The sequence below is a fragment of the Pontitalea aquivivens genome, assembly GCF_046507575.1.
Classification (GTDB): Bacteria; Pseudomonadota; Alphaproteobacteria; order Rhodobacterales; family Rhodobacteraceae; genus Pontitalea; species Pontitalea aquivivens.
Map to the genome: position 1 here is coordinate 48,666 of NZ_JBKFEY010000008.1, position 23,530 is coordinate 72,195.

The 23,530-nt window shown below is 68.5% G+C and carries 18 protein-coding genes; 11 read left to right on the top strand and 7 right to left on the bottom strand.

Annotated features, from left to right (window positions below; genetic code table 11):
* Positions 1-99: 99 nt before the first annotated feature.
* Genes ACK8OU_RS10950 through ccmI form a run of 3 tightly spaced genes read right to left on the bottom strand, consistent with a single transcriptional unit; the run spans position 100 to position 2,320 of the window.
* Positions 100-342 carry a DUF1289 domain-containing protein gene (locus ACK8OU_RS10950; RefSeq protein ID WP_410303461.1) on the bottom strand — a complete coding sequence of 81 codons (243 nt, stop codon included), beginning with the start codon at positions 340-342 and terminating at the stop codon, positions 100-102.
* Positions 339-812 (bottom strand): Holliday junction resolvase RuvX, encoded by a 474-nt coding sequence (ruvX, locus tag ACK8OU_RS10955; protein ID WP_410303462.1) that lies wholly within the window; start codon positions 810-812, stop codon positions 339-341. Before ruvX ends, ACK8OU_RS10950 begins: the two co-directional genes overlap by 4 nt.
* Positions 809-2,320: a c-type cytochrome biogenesis protein CcmI gene (gene ccmI, locus ACK8OU_RS10960; RefSeq protein WP_410303463.1), complete on the bottom strand. Its 1,512-nt coding sequence runs from the start codon at positions 2,318-2,320 to the stop codon at positions 809-811. The genes ruvX and ccmI overlap by 4 nt, the downstream gene beginning before the upstream one ends.
* A gap of 253 nt (positions 2,321-2,573) precedes the next feature.
* On the opposite strand from ccmI, the gene ACK8OU_RS10965 reads away from it, so the two are divergent.
* From ACK8OU_RS10965 to ACK8OU_RS10990, 6 genes are all read left to right on the top strand, one after another.
* Positions 2,574-3,827: a sarcosine oxidase subunit beta family protein gene (locus ACK8OU_RS10965; protein WP_410303464.1), complete on the top strand. Its 1,254-nt coding sequence runs from the start codon at positions 2,574-2,576 to the stop codon at positions 3,825-3,827.
* Positions 3,828-3,919: 92 nt separating this feature from the next.
* On the top strand, positions 3,920-4,243 hold the full coding sequence (locus ACK8OU_RS10970; RefSeq protein WP_410303465.1) for a sarcosine oxidase subunit delta: 324 nt from the start codon (positions 3,920-3,922) through the stop codon (positions 4,241-4,243).
* The gene (locus ACK8OU_RS10975; RefSeq protein WP_410303466.1) at positions 4,240-7,197 is read left to right on the top strand and encodes a sarcosine oxidase subunit alpha family protein; all 2,958 of its coding nucleotides are present in this window, start codon (positions 4,240-4,242) and stop codon (positions 7,195-7,197) included. The genes ACK8OU_RS10970 and ACK8OU_RS10975 overlap by 4 nt, the downstream gene beginning before the upstream one ends.
* Positions 7,190-7,747 (top strand): sarcosine oxidase subunit gamma, encoded by a 558-nt coding sequence (locus tag ACK8OU_RS10980; RefSeq protein ID WP_410303467.1) that lies wholly within the window; start codon positions 7,190-7,192, stop codon positions 7,745-7,747. The genes ACK8OU_RS10975 and ACK8OU_RS10980 overlap by 8 nt, the downstream gene beginning before the upstream one ends.
* A gap of 80 nt (positions 7,748-7,827) precedes the next feature.
* Positions 7,828-8,427, top strand: coding sequence for a superoxide dismutase (locus tag ACK8OU_RS10985; protein WP_410303468.1), 600 nt, complete (start codon positions 7,828-7,830; stop codon positions 8,425-8,427).
* Positions 8,428-8,561: 134 nt separating this feature from the next.
* Positions 8,562-9,011 (top strand): baeRF12 domain-containing protein, encoded by a 450-nt coding sequence (locus tag ACK8OU_RS10990; RefSeq protein WP_410303469.1) that lies wholly within the window; start codon positions 8,562-8,564, stop codon positions 9,009-9,011.
* A 111-nt stretch (positions 9,012-9,122) separates the two neighbouring features.
* Here the strand turns inward: ACK8OU_RS10990 and ACK8OU_RS10995 are convergent, their stop codons facing one another.
* Positions 9,123-9,680 (bottom strand): LOG family protein, encoded by a 558-nt coding sequence (locus ACK8OU_RS10995; protein WP_410303470.1) that lies wholly within the window; start codon positions 9,678-9,680, stop codon positions 9,123-9,125.
* Between the two features lie 115 nt (positions 9,681-9,795).
* On the opposite strand from ACK8OU_RS10995, the gene ACK8OU_RS11000 reads away from it, so the two are divergent.
* Positions 9,796-11,346 carry a LysM peptidoglycan-binding domain-containing protein gene (locus ACK8OU_RS11000; RefSeq protein WP_410303471.1) on the top strand — a complete coding sequence of 517 codons (1,551 nt, stop codon included), beginning with the start codon at positions 9,796-9,798 and terminating at the stop codon, positions 11,344-11,346.
* A 172-nt stretch (positions 11,347-11,518) separates the two neighbouring features.
* The gene (locus ACK8OU_RS11005; RefSeq protein WP_410303526.1) at positions 11,519-13,315 is read left to right on the top strand and encodes an ABCB family ABC transporter ATP-binding protein/permease; all 1,797 of its coding nucleotides are present in this window, start codon (positions 11,519-11,521) and stop codon (positions 13,313-13,315) included.
* A 63-nt stretch (positions 13,316-13,378) separates the two neighbouring features.
* Here the strand turns inward: ACK8OU_RS11005 and ACK8OU_RS11010 are convergent, their stop codons facing one another.
* Positions 13,379-16,942 (bottom strand): efflux RND transporter permease subunit, encoded by a 3,564-nt coding sequence (locus ACK8OU_RS11010; protein WP_410303472.1) that lies wholly within the window; start codon positions 16,940-16,942, stop codon positions 13,379-13,381.
* Complete coding sequence (locus tag ACK8OU_RS11015; RefSeq protein WP_410303473.1) at positions 16,939-18,033, bottom strand: efflux RND transporter periplasmic adaptor subunit; 1,095 nt, start codon at positions 18,031-18,033, stop codon at positions 16,939-16,941. The genes ACK8OU_RS11010 and ACK8OU_RS11015 overlap by 4 nt, the downstream gene beginning before the upstream one ends.
* 305 nt (positions 18,034-18,338) lie before the next feature.
* On the opposite strand from ACK8OU_RS11015, the gene ACK8OU_RS11020 reads away from it, so the two are divergent.
* The 3 genes from ACK8OU_RS11020 (at position 18,339) to der (ending at position 21,913) form a co-directional block, all read left to right on the top strand.
* A complete protein-coding gene (locus ACK8OU_RS11020) occupies positions 18,339-18,983 on the top strand; it encodes a hypothetical protein (RefSeq protein ID WP_410303474.1) in 645 nt (214 codons plus the stop codon).
* 64 nt (positions 18,984-19,047) lie between these two features.
* Positions 19,048-20,364 (top strand): outer membrane protein assembly factor BamB family protein, encoded by a 1,317-nt coding sequence (locus ACK8OU_RS11025; RefSeq protein WP_410303475.1) that lies wholly within the window; start codon positions 19,048-19,050, stop codon positions 20,362-20,364.
* 49 nt (positions 20,365-20,413) lie between these two features.
* On the top strand, positions 20,414-21,913 hold the full coding sequence (gene der, locus ACK8OU_RS11030) for a ribosome biogenesis GTPase Der (RefSeq protein WP_410303476.1): 1,500 nt from the start codon (positions 20,414-20,416) through the stop codon (positions 21,911-21,913).
* 219 nt (positions 21,914-22,132) lie between these two features.
* Here the strand turns inward: der and serS are convergent, their stop codons facing one another.
* Positions 22,133-23,422 (bottom strand): serine--tRNA ligase, encoded by a 1,290-nt coding sequence (gene serS / locus ACK8OU_RS11035; RefSeq protein WP_410303477.1) that lies wholly within the window; start codon positions 23,420-23,422, stop codon positions 22,133-22,135.
* Positions 23,423-23,530 lie beyond the last annotated feature (108 nt).

The following is a 23,530-nucleotide window of genomic DNA, read 5'->3' on the forward strand; positions in this document are numbered from 1 at the left end:
GGACAGATCGCGCCCGGGCCGCAGCTTGCATTTTCGGCTTTGCGAAAATATCCCGGGGGACGCGCGGCACGCGCGCGGGGGCAGAGCCCCCGTTCCGCGTTACCCGGTCCCGACCCGGCCGGCATGGCCACCCCGTCGCCGCTGCAGGCGGGGGGCGCGACCGGGCAATTCGTCCATGATCCGGCGCCGGGTCTGTGGCGACATGCTGCCCCAGCGGCCGATTTCCTCGATCGTGCGGAAGCATCCCACGCAGATTCGCTCGACCGGATGCACCGCGCATAGCCTGACGCAGGGGCTTTCGATTTCGGGCCGGGTCCAGAGGCTGTCGGTCGTGTCGGTCATCGCTGTCCCATATAAGCCAGACGGTCCAGGGCGCCTTGCAGGATAAACCCGGCGGCGACATGGTCGATCACCTCGGCGCGACGTTTTCGGGACATATCCGCCTCGAGCATCGCGCGTTCGGCGGCAACGGTCGACAGCCGTTCATCCCAGAATCCGATCGGCAGCGGGGTGAGCTTTTCCAGATTGCGCGCGAAGGCGCGGGTCGACTGGCAGCGCGGGCCTTCGCTGCCGTCCATGTTCATCGGCAGGCCAAGGATCAGGCCCCGGATGTCGCGTTCGGCCACGATCTTCAGCAGCGCCTGCGCATCGAGCGTGAATTTCTCGCGCCGGATCGTGGTCAGGGGCGAGGCAACGCTGCGCAGCCCATCCGACACCGCCACGCCGATCGTCCTGGTGCCCAGATCAAGCCCCGCGACGGCCCCGGTGCGGGGCAGGGCGGCGGCGAAATCCTCAATCGAGGTGCAGATCACTCGTCCAGCCCCGCGGCCCGGGCGGCGGCGCGGATCTGTTCCAACGCGGCCGGATCGGCGGCCAACGCGGCACTGGCCGCGGCCAATGCGGCGCGCGCGCGGGCCGTTTCGCCCAGAATTCCCAGCGATGAGATCAGCCGCGCCCATTCCCCCGCGTTGCCACCTTCGGCCAGCAGGCGGTCTTCCAGCCCCGCGACCATGCCCTGGATCATCTCTTGCCGCTCGGCCTCGGTCATCGCGCTGGCCGCCTGCATCTCGGCCGCGCCGGGCCCGGGCAGGGCGGGCAGCGCGGGGCCGGGCGGGGTGCCGGCATTGGCGGCGCGGATCAGCGCCAGATCCTCGGGGCGCTGGGCGAACAGGGTTTCGGCCTCGCCCAGAACGGCATCGGCGCGCGCCCCGTCGTCCAGCAGGCGCAGGGCCGCCAGAAGCTGCGCCCAGTCCTGCGCCGTCCCGCCCTGTTGCGCCAGCCGCGCGTTCAGCGCCTCAAGGCCCGGGCGCAGCGCGGCTTCGCGCGCATCGGGCGGCAATTGCAGGGCGCCGGCCAGATCCAGCGCCGCGCCGGCGCGCGGGGCGGGCGGGGTATAGTCGGCCTCACCCGCAAGCCAGGCCAGCGCGGGGATATTGGCCAGGATCTGCGGCACCCATGGCGCATCCGCCGTGCTTTCGCGCAGCAGCCCATCCCAGATCCGGAAGGCGCGGTCGCCGCGCCCGTTCTGCGCCATCATCAGCCCGACGTAATAGCGCGCAAGCCCGTCGCCCGGGTCAAGCGCCAGCGCGCGGCCCAGCGCGCCCTCGGCCTCGGCGGTGACGACGCCACCGGCGGCGACCACCATCAGCTCGGCCAGCCGGGCATGATCCTCGGCGCTCGCCGCATCCCCCTTCAGCGCGACCAGCCGCCGCTGCGCTTCCCATGCGGCGCGGTAATTGCCCATGTTCGCCTCATTGCGGGCCAGCAGCGCCAGACCTTCCAGATCATTGGGGCGCTGCGCGACGACCGCGCGCAGCCGTTCCATCAGGGTGTTGAACTGCGGGTCGGGTTCGGGCAGGGGGCCGCGCGCGGCCGTGGCGGTCTGCTCGGCCGCGTCCTGCGTGGGGCGGTTGTCGTAAAGCTCTTGCGCCATGTCGATGCGCAGCGCCAGCGGCAGGTCGGGATAGCCCGGCGCGCCCAGCCGCTGATAGAGCCAGAACGACCCGCCCAGCACCACCGCCGCCGCCAGCGCCGCCGTCAGCGTCAGCCCCCGGGACGCACGCGCCGCCACCTGCCCGGCCTGGACGGCGCGGTCCGCCTCCAGCACCCGGCGCGAGATTTCCAGCCGCAGCCGCTCTGCCTCATCGCGCGCCAGCACGCCGCGCGCCAGATCGCGTTCCACATCGCGCAACTGGTCGCGATAGACCCGCAGGTCATAGGCGGCCGAGGGTTCGGCCCCGCTGCGCCCCCGCCAGAGCGCAAGCCCCAGCAACAGCGCGATCAATGCGGCAAGCGCGGCGGTGATGATCCAGAACAGCATGGCGTCTCCTTGTGCTGCACCCATTTAGGCCGCTTGCGCCGCGGGAAAAAGCCCAATGCCGCGGGATGGAGCGCCATGTCGCAGGGCGTGGACGGATTTTTTGACGAAATCTGGGGGGCAAATGCCGTCCGGGGGCTGGAAATTGGCCCCCGCCCGGGTCCATCAATGATGCAAGCGCCGGGCGGGCGCGGGGATTCGCGCGCCCGGCAAGACCACCCGCCCGGGCCCGCCCGGGCCCCAGCAGGAGCGCCGCATGGCCCAGAGACGCTATTCCCTGTTCGCCGTCGCGCGCGAGGCGATGCGTTTCCATTCCGGATGGGAACGCGCCTGGACCTCGCCCGAGCCGAAGAAACGCTATGACGTGATCGTGGTGGGGGCGGGCGGCCATGGGCTGGCCACGGCCTATTACCTGGGCAGGAACCACGGCATCCGCAACATCGCGGTCGTCGAAAAGGGCTGGCTGGGCGGTGGGAACACCGGGCGCAACACCACCATCATCCGCTCGAACTACCTGCAGGATCCTTCGGCGGCGCTGTATGAAAAGGCCCGTTCGCTTTACGAAGACCTCAGCCAGGATCTGAACTACAACGTGATGTTCAGCCCCCGCGGCCTTCTGATGCTGGCGCAGACCGAACATGAGGTGCGCGGCTACAAGCGCACCGTCCATGCCAACACCCTGCAAGGCGTCGAAACCGAATGGATCGGCCCCGAACGCGTCAGGGACCTGGTGCCGATCATCAACATCGACGGTCCCCGCTACCCGGTGCTGGGCGCGCTCTATCAGGCGCGTGGCGGCACCGCGCGCCATGACGCCGTCGCCTGGGGCTATGCGCGGGCCTGTTCGGCCATGGGCATGGACATCATCCAGCAATGCGAGGTGACCGGCATCCGCACCGCGGGCGGCCAGGTGCAGGGCATCGACACCACCAGGGGCGCGATCGATTGCGACAAGCTGGCCATCGTCGTCGCCGGCCATTCCTCGGTGCTGGCCGAAATGGCGGGCTTCCGCCTGCCGATTGAATCGATGGCCCTGCAGGCGCTTGTTTCCGAACCGATCAAGCCCTGCATGGATGTCGTGGTCATGGCCAACACCGTGCATGGCTACATGTCGCAATCCGACAAGGGCGAAATGGTGATCGGCGGCGGCACCGACGGGTTCAACAACTACACCCAGCGCGGCTCTTGGCAGCATATCGAGGAAACCGTCCGCGCCCTGATCGAGACCTTCCCGATGATCTCGCGGCTCAAGATGCTGCGGCAATGGGGCGGCATCGTCGACATGACCGGCGACCGCTCGCCGATCCTGTCCTCCACCCCGGTCGGGAACATCTTCGTCAACTGCGGCTGGGGCACCGGCGGGTTCAAGGCGATCCCGGGCTCTGGCTGGGCGATGGCCGATCTGGTCGCGCGCGGCCAGCCCGGGCCGCTGGCCGCCGATTTCGGCCTCAACCGTTTCCGCGAAGGCCGGTTCATCGACGAATCCGTCGCCGCCGGCGTCGCCCACTAAGGAAGAACACCGATGCCGCTTCTTCTTGGTCGAAATACTCCGGGGGTCCGGGGGCGGCGCCCCCGGCCTCGTCATCCGAAAGGCGGATTGCCATGCTGACCCTGACCTGCCCCTGTTGCGGCGTGAAGGCCGAGGAAACCGAACTCGCCCCCGGCGGCGAGGCGCATCTCAGGCGTTTCGGCCCCGGATCCTCGGACGAGGATTTCGAATCCTACCTCTTCGCCCGGAAAAATCCCAGGGGCGTGCATTTCGAACGCTGGCGCCATGCCTATGGCTGCGGCAAGTGGTTTCTGGCCGCGCGCTGCACCGCCACGCTTGAGGTCTTTGGCACCTATCCCGCCCAGACCCCGGCGCCGCCCGCCGATATCCTCGCCGCCATCAAGTCCAGGCGCCCCGATTGGGAGGGCTACAAGTGAGCACCCGACTGTCCCGTGGCGGCCGTCTGATCGACCGCACCAAACCGCTGGCCTTCACCTTCAACGGCAAGCGCCTGCGCGGCTTTGCCGGCGACACGCTGGCCTCGGCGCTGCTGGGCGCCGATCAGATGCTGGTGGGCCGGTCCTTCAAGTACCACCGCCCGCGCGGCATCGTCGCCAGCGGGGTCGAGGAACCGAACGCCCTGCTGGGCCTTGGCGCCGGGGCGCGGTTCGAACCCGACCAGCGCGCCACCACGACCGAACTGTTCGAGGGCGCCGATGCCGCCAGCCAGAACCACTGGCCCAGCCTCGATTTCGACGTGGGCGTGGTGAACAACTGGGCCTATCGCTTCCTGCCGGCGGGTTTCTACTACAAGACCTTCATGTTTCCCCGCGTCGCCTGGAAACATCTGTTCGAGCCGGTGATCCGCCGCTCGGCCGGGCTTGGCAAGGCCCCCGTCGATCGTGACGTGGACCGCTATGAACAGGCCTATGCCTTCTGCGACGTTCTGGTCGCGGGCGGGGGCGTGGCTGGTCTTGCGGCGGCGTTGCAGGCGGCACGCGCGGGCAAGCGGGTGATGGTGCTGGAACAGACCCCGCACTGGGGGGGGCGCGCCCCGGTCGATGGCGGCACGGTGGATGGCCAGCCCGTTGCGGATTGGGTCAAGGTCGCCTTGCAAGCCCTTGAATCAATGAAAAATGTTACCTTGCACAATCGCTGTATGGTGGCGGGCGTGCATGACCATGGCTATGTGCTGGGCTATGAGCGCGTGGCCGATCACGCCCCGGGCGATGGCCGCCCGCGCCACCGGCTGTGGCGCATCCGGGCGGGGGAAATCATCTCGGCCAGCGGCGCGATCGAACGCCCGCTGGCCTTCGCGGGCAATGATGTTCCGGGCGTGATGCTGGCCTCGGCGGTGCGCGATTACCTGGTCAACTGGGCCGTCAGCCCCGGCGACCGCACGGTGATCGTGACCAACAATGACGACGCCTATCGCACCGCCCTTGCGCTGCTCGACGCGGGCCTGATCGTGGCGGCGATCGTCGATGCGCGCGCCCTGGCGACCGGTGATCTGGTGCAAGAGGCCCGCGCCCGTGGCATCCGCGTGCTGGAAGGCCGCGGCATCGCCAGGGTGAAGGGCACCAAACGGGTGACCGGCGTGCAGATCTGCGCGCAGGCGGGCGAGGGCGCGGCGCTGGAGGATATCGCCTGTGACTGCGTGGCCATGTCGGGCGGCTGGTCGCCGGTGGTGCATCTGTGGTCGCATTGCGGCGGCAAGCTGATCTGGGATGAGGCGCGGGCCTGTTTCCGCCCCGATCCCGCCCGCCCGCCGACCGGCGATCAGGGCCAGCCGATGGTGCGGGCCGCGGGTGCGGCCAATGGCGCGCTGACCCTGGCGGAGGTGCTGGCCGATGCCGATGGCCCTGCGGCGCAGGCCCCCGCCGAGGGTCCGATCGCCCCGGTCTGGGTGATGCCGCAGGGCGCGCCCGATGCGCTGCGCTTCAAGGCTTTCCTGGATTACCAGAACGATGTGAAGGTATCCGACGTGCAGCTGGCCGCGCGCGAGGGGTATACCTCGGTCGAACATACCAAACGCTACACCACGCTGGGCATGGCCACAGATCAGGGCAAGCTAAGCAACATCAACGGCCTGGCGGTGCTTTCTGATGCATTGGGCCAGCCGATCCCGGCGACCGGCACCACCACCTTCCGCCCGCCCTATGAACCGATCAGCTTCGGCGCCATCGCCGGCGAGGCGCGGGGCGAAATCTTTCAGCCGCTGCGCCGCACCCCGATGCATGACTGGCACGCCACCCACGGCGCGCATTGGGAACCCGTGGGCCTGTGGCGCCGGCCCTATTGCTACCTGCGCACGGGCGAGGGCATGCAGGACGCGGTTCGCCGCGAAATCCGCAACACCCGCAACGCGGTCGGATTGCTGGATGCCTCGACGCTGGGCAAGATCGTGGTCAGGGGGCCGGACGCGGGCCGCTTCCTCGACATGATGTATACCAACCTGATGTCCACCCTGCCGGTCGGCAAATGCCGCTATGGGCTGATGTGCAACGAAAACGGCTTCCTGATGGATGACGGGGTCGTGGTGCGCCTGTCCGAGGACAGCTGGCTGTGCCACACCACCTCGGGCGGGGCGGACCGCATCCATGCCCATATGGAGGACTGGCTGCAGTGCGAATGGTGGGACTGGAAGGTCTATACCGCCAACCTGACCGAACAGTTCGCACAGGTCGCTGTCGTCGGCCCGAACGCCCGCAAGCTTCTGGAACGCCTGGGCGGGATGGATGTGTCGAAAGAGGCGCTGCCCTTCATGACCTGGGCCGAGGGCACGCTGGGCGGGGTCCGGGCGCGGGTGTTCCGCATCAGCTTTTCGGGGGAATTGTCCTATGAAATCGCGGTGCCGGCGTCCGAAGGCATGGCCTTCTGGACCCGGCTGCTGGAGCTCGGGGCCGATCTGGGCGTCATGCCCTACGGGACCGAGGCGCTGCATGTGATGCGCGCCGAAAAGGGCTTTATCATGATCGGGGATGAAACCGACGGCACGGTGATCCCGCAGGACCTGGGCCTTGGCTGGGCAATTTCCAAAAAGAAGGCCGATTATATCGGCAAGCGCGCGCAGGAACGCAGCCACATGGCCAGCCCCGACCGCTGGCAGCTGGTGGGGCTGGAAACGCTGGACGGATCGGTCCTGCCCGATGGCGTCCATGCGGTGGCGCCGGGGCACAATCCCAATGGCCAGCGCAATGTGCAGGGGCGGGTCACGTCGACCTATTTCTCGCCCACGCTGAACAAGGGCATTGCCATGGGGCTGGTCCATCGCGGCCCGGCCCGGATGGGCGAGGTGCTGGATTTCCCGGTGGGGGCTGACAAGGTGGTGCAGGCGCGGATCGTCGATCCGGTCTTTTACGACAAGGAAGGGGAGAAGCCGAATGTCTGACGCCGTCAGCGCCCTGAATGGCCGCAGCTTTGGGGGTTTTGCCCGCGTGGCCGAGGCGGGCTTGCAGGGGATGATCACCATCCGCTGCGACCTTGCATCAAAGGCGCTTGCCAAGGGGATGAAAGGCCTGGGCCTTTCCGTTCCGGCGCAGCGGCGCATCGTGACCGGGGGCGATCATGCCGCGCTGTGGATGTCGCCTGATGAACTGCTGGTGCTGGTGCCCTATGCGCAGGCGGCCGATACGGTGGCGGCGCTGGAAAAGGCGCTGGCCAAGGATCATGCGCTGATCAGCGACGTGTCGGATGCCCGGGCGATGTTCCGGGTTTCCGGCGCCAGGGCCGATCAGGTGCTGATGAAGCTCTGCCCGGTCGATTTCGCCACCCTTGCCCCGGATGAGGTGCGCCGCACCCGCGCGGCCCAGGTGGCCGCGGCGCTGTGGCGGTCGGGGGGGGATGAGGTCTCGGTGATCTGCTTCCGGTCGGTCGCCGGCTATGTCATGGGCATCCTTGAACATTCCGCACGGCCGGGATCGGAACTCTTTCCCGGCTGATCGCCGCTTGCCCTTGACCTTGGGCCCCCCCGCCCTTCTATAGGCATTGGAACAGGAACCCTTGCAGAAGGAACAGTGAAATGGCTTTCGAACTTCCCGATCTTCCCTATGCCCATGACGCGCTGGCCGGTCTTGGAATGTCGCGCGAGACGCTGGAATATCACCACGACCTGCACCACAAGGCCTATGTCGACAACGGCAACAAGCTGATCGCGGGCACCGAATGGGAAAACAAGTCGCTGGAGGACATCATCCGCGGCACCTATCAGGCCGGCGCGGTGGCGCAGAACGGTATCTTCAACAATGCCAGCCAGCACTGGAACCATGTGCAGTTCTGGGAAATGATGGGCCCCAAGGGCGACAAGATGCCGGGCGCGCTTGAAAAGGCCCTGGTCGAGTCGTTCGGCACGGTCGAGAAATTCAAGGAAGACTTCGCCGCCGCGGGCGCGGGCCAGTTCGGCTCGGGCTGGTGCTGGCTGGTCAAGGACACGGACGGCAGCCTGAAGGTCACCAAGACCGAAAACGGCGTGAACCCGCTGTGCTTTGGTCAGACCGCGCTGCTGGGGTGTGACGTATGGGAACATTCCTACTACATCGATTTCCGCAACAAGCGCCCGGCCTATCTGACCAACTTCCTGGAAAAGCTGGTGAACTGGGAAAACGTGGCCTCGCGCCTGTGATCCCTGCGCCAATCGCCTGATTGAACCCGCCGGTGCGAACCGGCGGGTTTTTTTGTGCCACATTCTGTCATGGCACGCAGGCTTTCTTGTGTCAGACTGAAACAGATTCGTTCAAACCGAAAGGAGAATCCGAGATGTTGCTTCCCAAGGGGGCCTGGGTCGTTGTGGCGGACGGGGAAAAGGCGCTGGTGCTGGAAAATACCGGCGTACCGGGCGCGCCCAGGCTGGCCATGATCGCCCGTGATGAGGCGGACCCGGTGATCATCGCCTCGGACCGGCCCGGGCGCGTGCATGAGGCGGCACAGGGCGAGGCGCGGCGATCGGCGATGGAAATGCCTGATTACGCGCGGCTGACGGCCGAACGTTTTGCGGGCGATCTGGTCGACATGCTGCGTGACCGGCTGCGCCGGGGCAAGTTCGACAAGGTCGTGCTGGTCGCCCCGCCGCAGGTTCTGGGCGCGCTGCGCGATGAGATGGATGAGGGACTGGCGCGCCATGTCCTGGCCGAGGTCCACAAGACCCTGACCAACCATCCCGTCCCGAAGATCGCCGAGATCGTCGCGGCGGAACTTGACGGGATGTGAAACGGTGCCGGCGCGGGGGGCCGTCTGCCCCCCGGCATGGATCGCCCCCGTCCCGGGGGCGCCCCACGCCCCCCCCCGAGGATATTTGGGCAAAGCCGAAAACAGGTGCCGTCAGGTCAGCGCGCCGGCCAGCGCGCCCTGCAGACCGGCCACGGTGGGCACCAGCGCAAACAGCCCGCGCAGCGAGGCATCGGCAAAGCCTTCTGCGATGATATGATCGAGCAGCGCGATCAGCGGCTGCCAGTAGCCATCGGTGTCGAGCAGGAAGATCGGTTTGCGGTGCAGGCCGATCTGCGCCCAGGTCAGCACCTCGAAGAATTCATCCAGCGATCCCGCACCGCCGGGCAGCACGGCGATCGCGTCCGAATTCATGAACATGACCTTTTTGCGTTCATGCATGTTCTCGGTCACGATGAAGGTGGACAGATCGCGCTTGCCGACCTCCAGCGCGAACAGATGCTGGGGGATGACGCCGAAGGTCTGCCCGCCGGCGGCCTGGGCGGCGCGGGCGACTTCGCCCATCAGGCCGACATCGCCCGCGCCATAGACCAGCCGCCAGCCGCTGCGCGCCAGCATTTCGCCGGTGGCGCGGGCCTGTTGGGCGTAAACGGGGCGATTGCCCGGGCGGGCGCCGCAGTAGACGCAGACGGATCTCAGAGGGGGCGACATCGTAACCTTTCGGATTCCGGCGGTTGCGCGCGATTTCTTGAGTGCTGATAGCGGTCTTGCTAAGGTTCCTCAAGACGCGGCGCGGGAAATGACGCCGCCTGGATCGGGGAATATGATGGACAAGGACAAGACGGGCGCTGCCGGGGGATCGGACAGGCGCCGTTCGGGTGCGGCGCTGATGGGGGGGGTGGCAGCCGGGGCGCTGGTGGCGGCGCTGGGGGGCTGGCTGCTGCTGGGCCGCCTGGCACCGATGCCCGGGGGCGATGCGGGGCCCGATGCGGCCGTGCCTGTGGCCGGTCCGGTCGCATCCGGGACGGGGGTGGTCGAGCCGGCCGCCGATGCGCCCAAGGCCGCGCCGGAACAACAGGCCGCGCAATCCGCAACGGAAGACACGCCAGGGACCCCGGCAGGGGCCCCGGCGGTCGGGCAACCGGATGCCGCGTCCGAGACGCAGGCCGGGGCTGCAGCAGAAGCGCAGGCGGCGGGCGATGCGTCGGCAGAGGCCGATGCGCCGGCAGGGGGCGGGGTTGTCCCGGTCTTCGACACGTTCCGCGCCGCGCCGGATGGGTCGGTCACGCTGGCGGGGCGTGCCGCGCCCGGGGCAGAGGTCGAGGTCTTGCTGGATGGCGCGCCGGTGGCGACGGCCCGGGCGGGCGCGGGCGGGGCCTTCGCGCTGGTCTTTGACGTGCCGCCGTCCGGCGCGGCGCGGGCGCTGACGCTGCGGGTGGCCGGACCCGGGGGTGGGGCGCTGGTTTCGGCGCAGACGCTGGTGATCCGCCCGGATCTGGTCGCCGAGGCGGCGGGGGCCGTGCCGGCACCGGCGCTGTTGGCCGATGCGACCGGCGCACAGGTGCTGGCGCCGGCCCCGGATCCTGGCCTGGGCGGTGCGCTGGTGGTGGACACGATCGCCCATGACAGCGGCGCGGCGGTGTCGGTCAGTGGCCGGGGGGGCGCGGCCGGGCAGGTGTTGCGTGCCTATCTGGACAACCGCGAGGCTGGTCTGGCCGATGTCGCGCCCGATGGGTCGTGGCGGCTGCTGCTGCCCGATGTCGGGCCGGGGCGGTATCTGTTGCGGATCGATGCGCTGGATGACGCGGGCACGGTCGTGGCGCGGGCCGAGACATCCTTTGACCGCGCGGCGCCCGAGGTGCTGGCCGTGGCGGGTGAAGCGGTGGCAGGAGATGCGGTGGCGGGTGATGCGGTCGCCGCCCCCATGCCGGTTGCCCCGGGCGGGGTTCCGGCCTCGGGCGCCGGGGGGGCGGTGGTGGCGCGGCAGGGCGAGGCCGCGGATGGCCCGGAGCCAATGCCAGTGCCAGTGCCAGTGCCGGGGGCGGTACCAGTATCGGGGGCGGGGTCTGCCCGTCTGGCCCGTTTGCCCGGGAGTGCCGGCGCCGGCGCTGTGGACCAGGGGCGGGGCACTTCTGTTGCCGTGCCCGCAGATGGGGCTGCCGCCCGGCCCGTTGCGGGGGCGGGTGCCGCAGGCGCGGCCCCGGCGGTTCCGGCGGTGCGTCAGATCACCGTGGCCAGGGGAAGTTCGCTTTGGGCGATCGCGCGCGAGACCTATGGCGACGGCATCTTGTATGTGCGCGTCTTCGAGGCGAACCGCGCGCAGATCCGTGACCCCGATCTGATCTATCCCGGCCAGGTCTTTACCCTGCCCGAATAGGGCTGGACATCGCCGCCGCGGGGCTTAGGTTTGGCCGGGCCCGCGCGGGTCAGGCTGGCGTGGCGTGGGCCCGGGACCGTCCGGGGGCTGTCTGCCCCCGGACCCCCGAGGATATTTTCACAAAGCCGAAGAGGGCAGGATGCGCAGGTCGCAAAGCACGGTTTCGGGGCCGATGACGGCCGATGAGCGCGGGCGCGGGATGCGCACGATCCGGGCGGTTCTGCCCTATCTGTGGCCCGAAGGTCAGGCGTGGGTGAAGCGGCGGGTGGTGCTGGCGCTGGTGGCGCTGGTGGCGGCCAAGCTGATTTCCGTGGCGACGCCGCTGTTGTACAAGGTGGCGGTGGATGCGCTGGCGGGGACGGCGCCGGGGCCGGGCGTGCTGCTGGCGCTGGGGGCGGTCGGGCTGACGGTGGCCTATGGCATGGCGCGGCTGATGACGGTGGCTTTTGGCGAATTGCGCGATGCGATCTTCGTGCGCGTGGGCCAGCGGGCCCTGCGCGCCCTGGCGCTGGAGACCTTTACCCATATTCACCGCCTGTCGATGCGCTATCACATCACGCGCAAGACCGGGGGGCTGAGCCGGATCATCGAGCGCGGGGTGAAGGGGGTCGATTTCCTGCTGCGCTTCATGCTGTTTTCGATCGGGCCGCTGATCCTGGAACTGACGCTGGTGGCGATCCTGTTCGCGGTTCTGTTCGACTGGCGCTATGCGCTGGTGGTGGTGGCGACGATCTGGGCCTATGTCACCTTTACCTTCAAGGTCACCGAATGGCGCGTGCAGATCCGCCGCCGGATGAATGAGGCGGACACGGCCGCCAACCAGAAGGCGATCGACAGCCTTCTGAACTTTGAAACGGTCAAGTATTTCGGGGCCGAGAAGTGTGAGGCGGCGCGTTATGACGCCTCGATGGCGGGGTATGAGACGATGGCCGTGAAGACCGGCCAGAGCCTTGCGGTGCTGAACTTTGGCCAGTCGCTGATCATCACCTCGGGGTTGGTGGCGGTGATGGTGATGGCGGCGATGGGGGTGCAGGGCGGGGCGCTGACGGTGGGCGATTTCGTCATGGTGCAGGCCTACATGATCCAGATCACCATGCCGCTGGGTTTTCTGGGCACGGTCTATCGTGAAATCCGTCAGGCGCTGGTCGATATGGGCGAGATGTTCGATCTGCTGCATCAGCCGGCCGAGATCACCGACAGGTCCGGCGCGGGGCGGTTGGCCGTGTCAGGCGGCGAGGTGGTGTTTGACGATGTGCGCTTTGCCTATGACGCCGCCCGCCCGATCCTGAAGGGGATCAGCCTGACCGTGACGCCGGGGCAGACGGTGGCGCTGGTCGGGCCGTCGGGGTCGGGGAAATCCACCATCGGGCGGTTGATGTTCCGGTTCTATGACGTCACGGGCGGGGCGATCCGCATCGATGGGCAGGACATCCGCGATGTCACGCAGGAAAGCCTGCATGCCGCGATTGGCGTGGTGCCGCAGGATACGGTGCTGTTCAACGACACGATCCGCTACAACATCGCCTATGGCCGGGCCGATGCGACCGGGGATGAAATCATCGCCGCCGCGAAGGCCGCCAGGATCCATGACTTCGTCATGAGCCTGCCCGAGGGCTATGACACTGCGGTGGGCGAACGGGGGCTGAAGCTGTCGGGGGGCGAAAAGCAGCGCGTGGGCATTGCGCGCACGCTGCTGAAGAACCCGCCGATCCTGCTGCTGGATGAGGCGACCTCGGCGCTGGACACGCAGACCGAGCGCGACATTCAGGAAAGCCTGCGCGCGATGGGGCGGGGGCGGTCGGTGATCACCATCGCGCACCGTCTGTCGACGATTGCCGATGCGGACCGGATCGTGGTGCTGGAAGAGGGCCGCGTGGCCGAGGAGGGCACGCATGAGGCGCTTTTGGCGCGGCGCGGGCGTTACTGGTCGCTGTGGCAGCGCCAGGCCAGCGAGGAAGACGCGGCCTGACCCCGCCCCCCCCCGGGCCGCTGCGCGCGATCCGCAGGGGGCAGGGCAAGTGGGCCGGGGGTGTCATTCCGCGGCCTGTGGCGGGGTCTGTGCCAGGGCGGGCGTTGCGGGGGCCGGGCGGGCGGGCGTCTGCGGATCGGGGCTGTCCCACAGGATTTCGACCTTGCCCATCCGGCGCGTCTTGTGTGCCAGCGCCAGATCGCGCGCGGCGCGGCTGCCCTGGCCACCGGCCAGTGCCCCCAGCCGCGCCAGCCCCCGATAGGCGCCGCGCGCCGCCCAGATCCGGATCGCCAGCAGCGCGGGGGTCACCACCAGTGTCAGCACCGTTGCCGTGCCAAGGCCAAAGACCACGGCGGTGGCCAGTTGCTTCCACCACAGCGCGGTGGGGCTGTCGATCGAATAGCCGCCATTGATGAAATCCAGGCTCAGCCCGAACATCATCGGCGCCAGCCCCGCCATCGTGGTGATCGTGGTCAGCGCGACCGGGCGCAGCCGCTGTTCGGCGGTGCGCGCCACGGCCTCAAGCGGGGGCATGTAGCGGCTGAATTCCTGGAACGTGTCGATCAGGATGATGTTGTTGTTCACCACCACACCGGCCAGCGCCACGATGCCCACCCCGGTCATGATGATCGAGAAGGGCTGGCCCATCACCAGCATCCCCACCAGAACCCCGGCCGTGGACAGGATCACCGCCAGCAGCACCAGCACCGAATTGTAGAAGCTGTTGAACTGCGCCAGCAGGATCACGAACATCAGCGCCAGCGCCGCGCCAAAGGCGGACATCAGGAATTGCTGGCTTTCGGCCTGATCGACCATGTCGCCCGTCCATTCCCAGGCAACCCCGTCGGGCAGGGGCCGGGCGGTTTCCAGCCATTGGGTGATCGCCGCGATGCGTTCGTTGCCATTGATCGGCTGGCCCGCGTCATTGACAAGGCCCGGCAGCACATCGGCCTTGATGTCGTAATAGCGCATCTGGTCCACCCGGTCGATGCGCGCCAGCTTCGGCACCGGGGTGCGGGTGATGAAATTGGCCAGCGGCACCAGCCCTTCGGCGGTGCGCAGCTTCAGCGCATCCAGCGTGGCCAGCAGGCGGTCTTGCCCGGGCAGGCGCACGCGGATGTCGATTTCCTCGTCCGAACTGTCGACCCGCATCCGGTCCAGCAGGATGCCGCGGGTGACCAGCTGCACCATGCCGCCCACCGTCGCCACATCCGCGCCAAAGCGGCCCGCGCGGGTGACATCGACGGCGATTTCCCAGTCGATGCCGGGCAGGGGGCGGGTATCCTCGATCGCGGTGATGCCCGCCATCGTCGCCAGATGCGTGCTGACGCGGGTGACGGCGGCATCGAGCGCGGCAAAATCATCGCCCTTCAGGCGCAACTGGATCGGCTTGCCCGAGGCGGGCCCGCGCGCTTGCGCCAGGAATTCCACGCGGATGCCGGGGATCGCCTGAAGCCGGGCCAGTACGCCGTCCATGATCGTGTCGCCATCCAGCGCCGGATCGTGGCGCCGGTCACCCCAGGGCAGCATTTCCACCTGGATCTGGCCGATCGTGTCGCGCGGCGCGCTGGCCCCGCCGGTGTTCTGGTTCAGCCCGCCATCGCCGGCAAAGGAAAACACCGCGCCCACGCCGGGCGTGCCCAGCACCCCGGTTTCGGCCAGGCGCAGGATTTCGTCCTTTTCCTCAAGGCTCAGGTTGCCGCGGGCGCGGACATAGACGATGCCCTGCTCTACCTCGGACTCGGTAAAGAACTGGGTGCCGTTGTTGTGGCGTCCGTAATAGCCAAAGACCGCCACCACCAGCCCCAGCACCGCCGCGACCGTCACCAGCGGCATCACCGGATTGCCGGTCAGCAAGACGATCAGGCGGCCAAAGGGGCGGCGGCGGTAGCCCGCCTCGACCGGGCGGGGGGCGGGGACGGGTTTCAGCGCGCCCAGCGCGACCGAGGCGGCCATCGCGCCCAGCGCAAACAGCAGCGCGCCGGGCAGCGATGCGGTCCAGCCGCCATCCGTCCTGGTCAACAGCGCCGGGTTCAACAACGCCATGCCGCCCAGGAAGACAAGCGAGACCGCCCCCAGCGCCAGCGCCAGCCGCGCGGCCGGCGGCCAGGGCCGGATCGCCCCCGCGGCCTGATCCAGCCGGCGCGATATCCGGCCCGCCACGCCCCCCACCACCGGCAGATAGACCAGCGCCACCACAAGGCTGGCGGACAGGACGAAGATGATCGTGACCGGCAAAAGCCCCATGAATTCGCCCGCGATGCCGGGCCAGAACAGCATCGGCAAAAAGGCGCACAGCGTCGTCGCGGTCGAGGAGATCACCGGCCAGAACATGCGCTTGGCGGCCTCGACATAGGCGCGCATCGGGCCCTGTCCGTCGGCGATGCGCTTGTCGGCATATTCGACCACCACGATCGAACTGTCGACCAGCATCCCCACCGCCAGGATCAGGCCGAACATGACGATGTTGGAAATCGCCACCCCCAGCAGGCCCAGCAGCAGGAAGGTCAGCAGGAACGAGGTCGGGATCGAAAACCCCACCAGCAGCGCCGAGCGTGTCCCCAGCGAGGCCAGCACCACGATCATCACCAGCGCGATCGCGGTCAGGACCGAACCTTCCAGCTGGCTGATCATCGCGCCCACCGTGACCGACTGATCCAGCGACAGGCCGACATTGACCGCCTGATGCAGCCCGGCGGGCCAGCCGTCCTGCGCGGCGGCAACGCTTTGGCGCACCGCCTCGACCGTGTCTATGATGTTGTAGCCCTTGCGCTTGACCACCTGCAGCGCCACGGTGGTTTCGCCATTGAACCGCGCGGTGCCGGTGCGGTCCTCGAAGGTCAGGCGGATGTCGGCCAGATCGCCCAGCGTCACCACCCGTTCGCCATTGGTCTTGACCGGCAGGGCATAGACATCCTGCGGGCTGTCGAAGGACGAGGGGATCTTGACCGAAAAGGCGCCGTCCGGGGCCTCGATCTCGCCGGCGGCGATCAGCTGGTTGTTGCGTTGCACCACCTGGATCAGTTCGGGCGCGGTGACGTTGTAGCTTTCCAGCCGCAGCGGGTCGATGACCACCTCAAGCATTTCGTCGCGGTGGCCGGCCAGCGTCGCTTCAAGCACGGGTTCCAGCGCCTCGATCCGGTCCTGCAGATCCTTGGCCAGCCGTAGCAGCGTGCGTTCGGGCGCGCTGCCCGACAGGGTGACGACGACGATCGGGAATTCCGAGAAATTGATCTCATTGATCGAATATTTCTCATACCCGTCGGGAAAGGCGGCCTCGGCGGCGTTCATCGCATCGCGCACATCGGCGATGATCCTGGTCTTGTCCCAGCCGAAATCGAATTCCAGCATGACGCCCGCGTAATTTTCCATCGCGGTGCCGGATATGGTCTTGAGCCCGTCCAGATCGGCCAGCTCGGTTTCCATCGTGCGCACCAGCAGGCGTTCGGCATCCAGCGCCGAAATGCCGGGGAAGGGGACCGATACGAACAGGGTCGGGATTTCAATATCCGGCTCGCCCTCCTTGGGCAGGCCGGTATAGGCCAGAAGGCCCGCCGCGATGGTCAGGGCCACGAAGGCCAGCACCATGCGCGCGCGGGCGGCGGCCCAGTCGATGATGCCGGTCATGGGGTGGCCCCCGCATGGGTGATGGCAAGCGCCGTGCCGTCGGTGACGTAATCCTGCCCGCGGATGATGACCTGCGCGTCATCGGGCAGGCCGGTCAGCCAGACGCCCTGGGGCGTGTCGCGCAGCAGCTGCACCGGGGCAAAGACCGCCCTTCCGTCCTGTGCCAGCCGAAGGCCCAGCCGGCCCTGGTCGTCCAGCGTCAGCGCCGAGGCGGGCAGCAGATGGGCGCGGGCGCCTTCGGTCTGGATCACGATCTCGATGGTCTGGCCCTCGCGGATCGACAGGTCGGGGTTGGCGACCTCGGCCTCGATGCGGAAGGTGCGGGTGGCGGGGTCGGCGGCGCGCGACAGGAAAGTGACACTGCCCGTGACCTGCCGTCCGCTGGCCAGACGCGCGCCGACGCGCGCGCCGGGTGCCAGCCGGTCCACCTGGGTTTCGGGCACAAAGCCCACCAGACGGATCGGGTCCAGCGCGATCACCGTAGCGCAGGCCCCGCCCGGCGCCAGCAGCGTGCCCAGTTCGGCGCTGTCCTGTTCCAGGATGCCAGCGAAGGGGGCGGTGATGGTCAGCCGCCCGATCTCGGTTCGCGCGGCGATGACGCCCGCTTCGGCGGCCTGCAGCGCGGCGCGGGCCCCGGCGGCGGCGGTTTCCGACCGGAAGCCGCCTTCCTGCAGCCGGTCCGCGGCGGTCGCGCTCAGCCGTGCCTCGGTCAGCCGGGCCTCGGCCTCGGCCAGCAGGGCGGGGCGGGTGCCCGGGTCAAGCCGGCACAGCACATCCCCCGCCGCGACCTGCGTCCCGCGCGCCAGCGGGGCCGATATCACCCGCCCCCCGGTTTCGGCCCGCATCTCGACGCGGCGTGCTGCCTCGGTCTGGCCGCGGGTCAGCACGCCCTGATCGACCGGCCGCGCCTGCGATCGCTGCACCAGCACCGCCACCGCCCCGGCGCCCGGTTCCGCCACCGGCCCGGCGGCGGCATCGGTGGCGGGCACCGGGTCGCGGCCTGCAAAGGCCATCAGGCGGTCGCGTTCAAAGACCAGCGCATACAGCGTGGCGCTGACCAGGACGGCATTTATGATCGGAACAAGTTTCATCGGAACACTCCGGGCCGGGGGGGCCTGACACAAGGGGCGGAAACGGGAAGGGTGGCGAAAACGGGAAGGGTGGCTAAAACGGGAAGGACGGTGCCATGGGGAAATTAGCGCGGCATGAAAGATGAAAAAGGGGCGGGTGGCAGATTCTGAACGCAGTGGTTCAGATTAGGGCGCGCGGGTCCGCCGCTCAAGCCCCTTGCGCCGTGGCGCCCCGTCGCAGGCCGTGCCCGTCCCAGGTGCCCGTGCCCTTGGCAAGGCGGGGGGCAAGCGTGTAAGACGTGCCCAACACGGTAAGGAGCAGGCCCTTGAGCGAGACCGACAGTTTCATCGACGAAGTCACCGAAGAGGTCCGCCGCGACCGGCTGTTCGCGCTGATGCGCCGCTATGGCTGGATCGGGATCGTCGTGGTGCTGGGGATTGTCGGCGGCGCGGCCTTCAACGAATGGAAGAAGGCGCGCGATGCCGCGACCGCGCAGGCCTTTGGGGATTCGGTCCTGGCCGCGATGGAGGCGCAGGACCGCGCGGCGGCGCTGGGCGCGCTGTCGGCCGATGGCGGGCGTGGCGCGGTGCTGGGCCTGATGCAGGCCGCCGAGGCCGTCGCGGCCGAGGATCGCGCGGCGGCGCTGGCCCGGCTGGAGGCGATCGGTGCCGATGCCAGCCTGCCTGCCAGCCTGCGCGATCTGGCGCGGATCAAGGCGGTGATCGTGGCGGGCGATTTGATGGATCCGGCGGCGCGCGATGCGGCGCTGGCCGCGCTGGCGGCGCCCGGCGCGCCCTATCGGGCGCTGGCGATGGAACAGCAGGCGCTGGTCCATGCCGGGGCAGGGCGTCACGACGAGGCGGTGGCGCTGGCGCGCCAGATCCTGGCCGAAGCCGGGGTGACGGCGGGCTTGCAACAGCGCGCGACAGAGTTGATTGTGGCGCTTGGGGCCGATCCGGCGGTGAACTAGGCTGCCCCCGGGCGGGCAACGGAACAAGGGTCGGGATGACCGGGCTATACAGGGGGCAAGATCGGTGAAGCTGACGCAGGGGATCGCGGTGCTGGCCATGGCTGCGGCGCTTCAGGCCTGCGGGCCGGATGAATTGGTGCTGGAGGGCGAACGGCTTGCCCCGCGCGAGGTGCTGACGGGCGCGGAACCCGATGTTGCGGCCGTGCAGGCCGCGCAACCGATCAGCCTGCCGGGGCTGCAATCGAATGCCGAATGGACGCATCGCGGCGGCACGCCCACCCACGCGTTGTTCAATGCCGCGATCGGCGCGGGCACCACCCGCGTCTGGAGCGCGGATATCGGTCAGGGCAGCGGGCGCAAGCATCGCATCAGCGCCGATCCGGTCGTCGGTGGCGGGCGGGTCTATACGCTGGACAGCCGCGCCAGGCTGACCGCCACCGCCACCAATGGCGCCACCGCCTGGACGGCCGATCTGACGCCTGCGGGGGAAGCCCCCGATTCCGCTTCGGGCGGGGGGATTGCCTATGCGGGCGGGCAGGTCTTTGCCACCACCGGCTTTGGCGAACTGGTCGCGCTGGACGCGGCAAGCGGTGCGGTGATCTGGCGCCAGCGATTTGACGCGGCGGTGGGCGGCGCGCCCACGGTATCGGACGGGCTGGTCTATGCGGTGGCGCGCGACGGATCGGCCTGGGCGGTGCGGACCAGCGATGGCAAGGTGCAATGGCAGGTGCCGGGCATGCCCTCGGCATCGGGGGTGTCCGGGGTGTCGGCCCCGGCGGTCGACGGGCGGATCGTGGTCTTCCCCTTCGCCTCGGGCGATCTGCTGGGGGCGCTGAAGAAGGGCGGGCTGACGCTGTGGCAATCGCGGGCGGCAGGCGCGCGGCTGGGCCGGGCCTATGCCACCGTGGTCGATCTGACGGGCGATCCGGTGATCGTGGGCGACACGGTTTATGCCGGGTCCTCGGCGGGGCGGCTGGTGGCGCTGTCGGCCAGCAGCGGGCAGGTGATCTGGCGCGCCGCCGAGGGTGCCAATTCGCCGGTGCAGGTGGCCGGCGGGTCGGTCTTTCTGGTGTCGGACGAGGCGCGGCTGATCCGGCTGGATGCGGCGACGGGGCAGGTGATCTGGGCGGTGGACATGCCCTATTTCACCAAGGACAAGCCCAAGCGCCAGCAGGCGATCCATGCCCATTTCGGTCCCGTTCTGGCGGGGAACCGGCTGTTCGTGGCCTCCTCTGACGGGCTGTTGCGGGTGTTCGATCCGGCCTCGGGCGCGGCGGTGGGTCAGGCGGAAATTCCCGGCGGGGCGGCCTCGGCGCCCGTGGTTGCGGGGGGCACGCTGTATGTCGTGGGCGCGAATGGGCAGCTTCACGCTTTCCGTTGACGCAAAAGACGTGTAAAGGGGCCGCTTGCGTCCGCCCAAGGAGGGCATCATGAGCTTCACCCTGGCCATTGTCGGCCGCCCGAACGTGGGCAAATCCACGCTGTTCAACCGCCTTGTCGGCAAGCGCCTGGCACTGGTCGACGATACCCCCGGTGTCACCCGCGACCTGCGCGAGGGCGAAGCGCGGCTGGGCGATCTGCGCTTTGTGGTGATCGATTCCGCCGGTCTGGAACTGGCCGAGGATGACAGCCTGCAGGGCCGGATGCGGCGGCTGACCGAACGCGCGGTGGAAGAGGCCGACATCTGCCTGTTCGTGATCGACGCGCGCGTGGGCGTCACCCCGGCGGATGAAATCTTTGCCGACATCCTGCGCAAGAAGAACGCCCATGTGATTCTGGCCGCCAACAAGGCCGAGGGTCATGCGGGCGATGCGGGCGCCACCGAGGGCTGGTCCCTGGGGCTGGGCGAGCCGCTGAAGCTGTCGGCCGAACATGGCGAGGGCATGGACGATCTTTACCGCGTTCTGCTGCCGCTGGCCGAGGAATTTGAGGCCAAGGCCGCGCTGGACGCCCCTGAAACCGATGTGGACATCGAGGAAGGGTCCGAGGATGAGGGCGTCTATCACGCCCCCACCAAGGCCAAGCCCCTGCAACTGGCGGTGATCGGGCGGCCGAATGCGGGCAAATCGACGCTGATCAACAAGATCATCGGCGAGGATCGCCTGCTGACCGGCCCCGAGGCCGGGATCACCCGCGACGCAATTTCCGTGCGGACCGAGTTCATGGGCACGCCGATGCGGATCTGGGACACGGCCGGCATGCGCAAGAAGGCGCGTGTCAATGACAAGCTGGAAAAGCTGTCGGTGGCCGATGGCCTGCGTGCGGTGCGCTTTGCCGAGGTGGTCGTCGTGCTGCTGGATGTGGGCATCCCGTTCGAGCAGCAGGACCTGCGCATCGCCGATTTCGCCGAGACCGAGGGCCGCGCCGTCGTGGTCGCCGCGAACAAGTGGGATCTGGAAGAGGACAAGCCCGAAAAGCTGAAGGAGCTGCGCGAGGCGTTTGAACGGCTGTTGCCGCAGCTGCGCGGGGCGCCGCTGGTCACCGTTTCGGCCAAGACCGGCAAGGGGCTGGACCGGCTGCACAACGCCATCATGAAGGCGCATCAGGTCTGGAACCGCCGCATCACCACCGCCAGGCTGAACCAGTGGCTGGGCACGATGACCGAGGCGCATCCCCCGCCGGCGCCGGGCGGGCGGCGCATCAAGCTGCGCTACATGACCCAGGTGAAAACCCGGCCGCCGGGCTTTGTGGTGATGGCCACGCATGTCGACAAGCTGCCCGAAAGCTATTCGCGCTATCTGGTCAATGGCCTGCGTGAGACCTTTGACATGCCGGGCACGCCGATCCGGCTGACCTTCCGCGATCAGGGTTCGAAAAACCCGTTCAAGGACAAGAAGAAATCGATCCCCTCGCGGCTGAAAAAGCACGTCGATGCCAAGAAGCACGAAGAGCGCAAGGCGCGGGGCCTTACCTCCAGGCCGAAAGGCTGAGGCCCCCCGGGTCGGGAGCCTCCGGCGGGAGTATTTGGTGCCAAGAAGAAGCCAGCAGCGGTTTTGCGGCAAAGGCCAGCGCAACCGCTGCCACCGCCGCAGCGCCAGCAATCATTGGGCAAGGGATCAGGGGCCAGCGATCACGGGGCCGCCGGCAGGTTGACCACGATGATGCCGGTCAGCGCCCGGATCACGCCCGCCGGTTCAGTTTTCGCCCGCTCAGACCAGGTTTCCGTCGACCAGCCGGGTCTTGCCGCCCAGATAGGGGTGCAGCGCGGCTGGCAGGGTGACCGAGCCATCGGCCTCTTGCCCGTTTTCCAGCACTGCGATCAGGCAGCGCCCCACCGCCAGCCCCGAGCCGTTCAGCGTGGCCAGGAATTCCGGCTTGCCACCGCCTGCGGGCTTGTAGCGCGCGTTCATCCGCCGCGCCTGGAAGGTGCCGCAGGTGGAAACCGAGCTGATTTCGCGGTAGGTGTTCTGGCCGGGCAGCCAGACTTCCAGATCATAGGTTTTTTGCGCGCCGAACCCCATGTCGCCGGTGCACAGAACGATCCGGCGGAAGGGCAGGTCCAGCCGGTCGAGCACGGTTTCGGCGCAGCCGACCATGCGTTCATGTTCCGCGACCGCATTCTCGGGGTGGCAGATGGTAACCATCTCGACCTTTTCGAACTGATGCTGGCGCAGCATGCCGGCGGTGTCCTTGCCCGCAGACCCCGCCTCGGAGCGGAAGCAGTTGGTATGGGCGACCATGCGCATCGGCAGGCCGGTCGCGTCGACCGTTTCGCCCAGCACATAGTTGGTCAGCGTCACCTCGGCGGTGGGGATCAGCCACCAGCCATTGGTGGTCTGATAGCTGTCCTCGGCGAATTTCGGCAGCTGGCCGGTGCCCAGCATCGCCTCATCGCGGACCAGGACGGGGGTGATGTTCTCGGTCAGGCCGTGTTCTTCGGTATGCAGGTCCAGCATGAATTGCGCCAGCGCCCGGTGCACGCGCGCCACGCCCCCGCGCAGCACCACGAAACGCGCGCCCGACAGTTTCGCGGCTGTTTCGAAATCCATCGCGCGGCCGACGGCGGGCAGCTGGTAATGTTCCAGCGGCTGGAAATCAAAGGCGCGCGGGGTGCCGCGGCGGTGGATTTCGACATTCCCGGCCTCATCCGCGCCCTGGGGCACATCGTCGAGCGGCAGGTTCGGCACCTGCAGCAGCAGGTCGCGCAGTTCGGCGTCCCGGGCCCCCGCCTCGGCCTGCATCGCGGCAACCTCGGCCTTCTTTTCGGCCACCAGCGCGCGCAGGCGTTCGAATTCCGCGTCATCGCCGCGGGTCTTGGCCGCGCCCACCTCTTTCGAGGCGGCGTTCTGTGCGGCCTGTGCGGTTTCGGCGGCCAGGATCGCGGCGCGGCGCGCCTCATCCAGCGACAGGATCGCGGGCGACATCGGCGGCAGGCCCCGGCGGCCCAGGGCTGCGTCAAAGCTGGCGGGATTTTCGCGGATCGCGCGGATGTCGTGCATGGGATCACCTCTGGTTACTGGGCCATCGTGTAGCCCAAGGAACTGTCGCGCGAAAGACCCACGAAGGCCCGGACTTGACGCGGATCATTGCAACATGGCTTGCGAAGG